At 63.3% G+C, this 4,632-nt stretch carries 6 protein-coding genes; 2 read left to right on the plus strand and 4 right to left on the minus strand.

The features are described 5' to 3' along the window. Positions 1-62 precede the first annotated feature (62 nt). The 3 genes from AWB80_RS42540 to AWB80_RS42550 all read right to left on the minus strand — a co-directional run bounded on the left by AWB80_RS42540 (position 63) and on the right by AWB80_RS42550 (position 1,957). Positions 63-440, minus strand: a complete 378-nt coding sequence (locus AWB80_RS42540) for a hypothetical protein (RefSeq protein WP_244207068.1) — start codon at positions 438-440, stop codon at positions 63-65. Positions 441-456: 16 nt separating this feature from the next. After that, the gene (locus AWB80_RS42545; protein ID WP_061180581.1) at positions 457-882 is read right to left on the minus strand and encodes a hypothetical protein; all 426 of its coding nucleotides are present in this window, start codon (positions 880-882) and stop codon (positions 457-459) included. Between the two features lie 469 nt (positions 883-1,351). Then, positions 1,352-1,957: a DNA-3-methyladenine glycosylase I gene (locus AWB80_RS42550; protein WP_061180582.1), complete on the minus strand. Its 606-nt coding sequence runs from the start codon at positions 1,955-1,957 to the stop codon at positions 1,352-1,354. Between the two features lie 111 nt (positions 1,958-2,068). On the opposite strand from AWB80_RS42550, the gene AWB80_RS42555 reads away from it, so the two are divergent. Both AWB80_RS42555 and AWB80_RS42560 read left to right on the plus strand, forming a co-directional pair. Continuing rightward, positions 2,069-2,986 (plus strand): glucosamine kinase nucleotide-binding domain-containing protein, encoded by a 918-nt coding sequence (locus AWB80_RS42555; RefSeq protein ID WP_061180585.1) that lies wholly within the window; start codon positions 2,069-2,071, stop codon positions 2,984-2,986. A 33-nt stretch (positions 2,987-3,019) separates the two neighbouring features. Beyond that, the gene (locus AWB80_RS42560; RefSeq protein ID WP_061180583.1) at positions 3,020-3,859 is read left to right on the plus strand and encodes a Cof-type HAD-IIB family hydrolase; all 840 of its coding nucleotides are present in this window, start codon (positions 3,020-3,022) and stop codon (positions 3,857-3,859) included. Between the two features lie 47 nt (positions 3,860-3,906). Here the strand turns inward: AWB80_RS42560 and AWB80_RS42565 are convergent, their stop codons facing one another. Next, complete coding sequence (locus AWB80_RS42565) at positions 3,907-4,194, minus strand: hypothetical protein (RefSeq protein ID WP_061180584.1); 288 nt, start codon at positions 4,192-4,194, stop codon at positions 3,907-3,909. Between the last annotated feature and the right edge of the window lie 438 nt (positions 4,195-4,632).

Consider the following 4,632-nt stretch of genomic DNA (forward strand, 5'->3'; position numbering starts at 1 on the left):
GGTGCGACCTATCAGGGCGCACCGCCGTTTTGTTTGTGCTGCGAGTTATTCGATCGCGTGAATCACACGAACGCGTGACGCTTGGCGAGCGCCGCGAGCAACTCGGGCCACTCGTCGATATCGGCGTAATCGTGAATTTCTTCCAGCTCGATCAGCAGATCGATGATGTTCGGATCGTACGCATTCACGTTCGATGCAAAGAGCGCCTGCAGCAGCTTGCCGTCCTGTGCATGCCGATAGTAGGAAATGCCGATGCCTTCGAGCTCCGGCTCGTAAAGATCGTCGTTCACGAGCGAACCGATCGCGCACTTGCGGCCTTCCGGGCTGCGCAGCCGGCACGAACCGTTGTCGTCTTCCGACACCGCGCGCTGCGTCAGCAGATGCTCGCTGACGCGCTCGTAGATCTCCTTCGGGCTCAACATCGTAATAGGGCTTAACATCGCAGCACCCGCGCGCTCAGGCAGCCGTTTTCAGAAGCTCGGCGGACAGCCCGAACTGACGCGCGATCGACGTGAGACGCTCGCGCCATTCCCACTTGCCGAAAACGTCATGCACGTTTTGCAGGCAAGAAAGCAATTCGACGGTATTGGGATCGAACACGTTGATGCGCGAGCGTAGCAGCGCGCGCCGCAGCGCCGTGACGCCGACATCCATGTACGCCGGAATCTGCTCGGGCGCCCGGGAGATGTAGCGGATGGGCACGCCTTCCATCGCGCTCATGTAGTCGCGCGGCTTGATGAAGCTGCCGACAGGACAGCCGCCGCAGTAGCCGCGATAGGCGCCGCCGCCGTGCGGAAGCAAGGCCGCTTGCCCTTGCACGAAAAGATGCTGTACCGCGCTGTTGAAAATCTCCTGATGCGTCAGGAAGTTCAAGCTTTTCATGATCCTCTCCCCTGCGCCCCTGCGCAGCGGCCCTGCGTTTGAGTATTCGAGAACCTGCACCTTGCTGCACCGGAGCGGCGGCGTCGTTGCGAATGTGCCGCAACCTGAAGCAACGCTTCGCCGCCCGGACACTGCTTCGAGCACGGCGGATTTTCCCGGCCTGGGCGTGCGGTCTCACAGCGCCCGATGTGCTCGCGTCGGATTTTCTGCACTCAGTGAACGATCCGTACACCGCCAGTTATAACGGTTCGGTCCGGTAAAAAGGTGCGCTAGCGCACGCGAGGACGCCATTTTTACACGGACCGCACGTTCGTGCAGTGCGGAAAAGAAGCCCGGAATCCTTGCTGATCGGGGAATTGCGCGTGCTTCACTGCAAAAAAATCGGCTTCTATCAGGATATACCCTAGGGTGTACGATTTACCCTCACAAACGTTGTCAAAAAGCAAAAATGTTCCGCATACGAATCGCTTTAGTGTGAGGATTTCGCTGCAGATCGACGTTTTGTTTTGCTTCTTGCGCGTGAGAGACAATCGGCCGCGTGATCGTTGACCATGCCCGTGGCCTGCATGAAGGCGTAGCAAATCGTCGTGCCGACGAACTTGCAGCCGTACTTCTTGAGCGCCTTGCTGAGCGCATCCGATTCCGGCGTGGACGCGGGCGTGGGATTTTTCGCATCGCGCGGTGTGTCGATGGTCTTGCCATCGACGAAGGACCAGACGAAGTCCGCGAACGACCCATGTTCCTGCTGAATCTGCTGCACGGCGCGCGCATTCAGCACGGCCGACGCGATCTTCGCCCGGTTGCGCACGATGCGCGCGTCCAGCACGATTCGCTCGATGTCCTTGTCGGTGAAGCGCGCCACCTTGTCGATATCGAAGCCCGCGAAGAGCGCGCGATAGCCTTCGCGCTTGTTGAGGATCGTCGACCAGGAAAGACCGGCCTGCGCGCCTTCCAGCACCAGCATCTCGAACAGATGGCGGTCGTCGCGCGACGGCACGCCCCATTCGTGGTCGTGGTACGCGATCATTGCGTCGGTCGTGGCCCAGGCGCAGCGGGATTGGTCGGTGTCTGCCATTGCGAGTCCTCATTATTCTGAATCGCGTCAGCATAGCGGATCGCCCGCGCCGCGCCACCTATGCCATTCGGCCGATTGGCGCGCGCCACCGCCGACGGTAAGCTTGCGCCCATGAATACCTCTACGAATTCGGCATCCCAGGGCTTTCTCGTCGGCATCGACGGCGGCGGAAGCGGCACGCGCGTGATTCTCGCCGACGCGCAAGGCATCGAGCTGGCGCGCTCGAACGGCGGACCGTCGGGGCTCGGGCTCGGTGTGGAGCGCGCGTGGCAGTCGATCGGCGACGCGTGCCGCCGCGCGTTCGACGCCGCCGCGCTGCCCTTCGACTGGCGCAACTGCGCGCTCGGCTGCGGACTCGCGGGCGTGAACAACGCTGACTGGCTCGCGGCTTTTCTCGCGGCGGCGCCGGACCTGCGCGCGCTGAGCGTCGAAAGCGACGCTTACACCACCGTGCTCGGCGCGCACGGCGGCGAACCCGGCGTGATCGTCGCGCTCGGCACGGGCAGCATCGCGGCGTCGCTCGATCAGGCAGGCGCGTGCCGCATCGCGGGCGGCTACGGTTTCCCGAGCGGCGACGAAGCCAGCGGCGCGTGGCTCGGCTTGCGCGCGGTCGTTCATCTTCAACGCGTGCTCGATGGCCGCGCGCCGGAAGACGGCTGGTCGCGCGCGCTGCTCGCGCTGACGGGCGCGACGGATCGCGACAGCCTCGTCGTGTGGCTCTGCAACGCGAATCAGACCGCCTACGCGACACTCGCGCCCTCGGTGTTCGAATACCGCGATCATCCGGTCGCGGCGCGGCTGCTCAAGCGCGCGGCGTTCGAGATAGAACGGCTGGTTGCGGCGCTCGACCCGCCAGGCGTGCTGCCCGTCGCGCTGTGCGGCGGGCTCGCCGCGCCTTACGAGCCAGTCGTGCCTGCCGGATTGCGCGAGCGATTGCGGGCGCCTCGCGCCGATTCGGCGGCGGGCGCGCTCGCACTGGCGCGGCGCGCGGCGGCCGCGTTGCCGGGTGCCGCCAGCGCGACGCGATAAAATAGCGTTCTCCGCAGCACCACAAAGGCAGTCATGTACTCGGTCATCGCTACTGATCTCGACGGTACGCTTCTGAACAGCGACCATCAGCTCGATCCCTTCACCGCAGAAACCGTGCGCACGCTGGCGGCGCGCGGCGTGCCCATCATCATCGCGACGGGGCGGCATTATCGCGATGTCGCCGGCATCCGCGATCTGCTGGGCGTCGACGCTTATCTGATCACGTCCAATGGCGCGCGCGTGCACGCGCCCGGCGACGAGCGCATCTATTCGCGCGACCTCGATCCCGCCGCCGTGCGCCGTCTGGTGCAGCCGGATCTCACGGGCGACCACGGCCGCGTCATCGTCAATCTTTTCGCCGACGACGCCTGGCTCATCGACCGCCACGCGCCCGAACTGCTGGTCTTCCACCAGGATTCGGGCTTCAAGTACGAAGTAATGGATCTGCGCGAGCATGATGGCGAGAACATCGCGAAAGTGCTGTATATCGGCGAACCGGAGGATCTCGCGGAAACCGCCGCGAACCTCGAGCGCGAGTTCGGCGACTCGCTTTACGTCACGTATTCGCTGCCCGATTGTCTGGAAGTCATGACCTCGGACGTGTCGAAGGGGCGGGCGCTGCGCTTCGTGCTGGACCGGCTGGATGTGGATACCGCGCAGTGCGTCGCGTTCGGCGACAACATGAACGATATCGACCTGCTCGAAACCGCCGGGCATCCGTTCATGATGAACAACGCCAACCCCGATCTCATCAAGCGCCTGCCGAACGTGCCGCGCGTCGGGAACAACTTCGAGGCGGGCGTCGCGCATCATCTGCGCAAGCTGTTCGGCATCCGCGACGAACTGGCGTCGCCGGGACAGACGCCCGACTGAGCATCCGTCAAAACGGGCCGCCGGCATGCGCCGGCGGCCCGTTTCGTTTATCCGCGATGCCCCCAGTTGTTGCCGTAGCCGCCGTGGTTGTAGCCCGCGCGGTTCCAGCGGCCGTTGTCGTGGCCGTAGCCGCCGTGCCAGCGCGGCGCTTCATGGCGATAGTACGGTTCGCGGTACACCGGGGCCGCCGGACGCACATAGACCGGAGCCGGGGCTACGTAAGCCGGCGCACCGAGCGAGACGCCGATGTGCAGGTCGCTGTGAGCCTGTGCCGCTCCGACCGCACCGATCACAAGGCCGGTCGCGACAAGCATTTGGGTGACGATGCGCTTCATTGTGTTTCTCCTTTAGGGCGACGTGTGTCGCATGAGTCCAATTTAAGCGCCCGCCGTCTTACACGCTTCGACGAGTTGTTACCGTGTGCAAGGGCGCCGTAAGGGACGGAGAAAGCCGATTTTGCCTGGCGAAATCGTCGAAATCCTTATCCCATAAGGCTCACGCCCACCAATGAAAATTCATGAAAATCAGTGGCGCAGCAATTCATAAGCATGCTGCGTAATTCGGCATTACATCTGTCGCGGCTGTTTAATCTTTCGAACGCGCTTTCGAATGCGCGGCGTGGCGAAAAAACAAAAAACGGGCGCATTTGCGCCCGTCTGCTTTCCGCCGATTTTTAACCGCCGACGCTTATTTCTGACGCGTCAGCGCCGGATAAAGCACGCCCGCCAGAATCGCACCGACGATCGGCGCAATCCAGAACAGCCATAGCTGAT

It is taken from the genome of Caballeronia pedi (genome assembly GCF_001544915.2).
Classification (GTDB): Bacteria; Pseudomonadota; Gammaproteobacteria; order Burkholderiales; family Burkholderiaceae; genus Caballeronia; species Caballeronia pedi.

What these genes read in the sequence shown, in the direction of transcription:
- AWB80_RS42545 (WP_061180581.1), bottom strand. Translation starts at nt 882, where the DNA reads ATGAAAAGCTTGAACTTCCTGACGCATCAGGAGATTTTCAACAGCGCG.
- AWB80_RS42565 (WP_061180584.1), bottom strand. Translation starts at nt 4,194, where the DNA reads ATGAAGCGCATCGTCACCCAAATGCTTGTCGCGACCGGCCTTGTGATC.
- AWB80_RS42555 (WP_061180585.1), top strand. Translation starts at nt 2,069, where the DNA reads ATGAATACCTCTACGAATTCGGCATCCCAGGGCTTTCTCGTCGGCATC.
- AWB80_RS42550 (WP_061180582.1), bottom strand. Translation starts at nt 1,957, where the DNA reads ATGGCAGACACCGACCAATCCCGCTGCGCCTGGGCCACGACCGACGCA.
- AWB80_RS42560 (WP_061180583.1), top strand. Translation starts at nt 3,020, where the DNA reads ATGTACTCGGTCATCGCTACTGATCTCGACGGTACGCTTCTGAACAGC.
- AWB80_RS42540 (WP_244207068.1), bottom strand. Translation starts at nt 440, where the DNA reads ATGTTAAGCCCTATTACGATGTTGAGCCCGAAGGAGATCTACGAGCGC.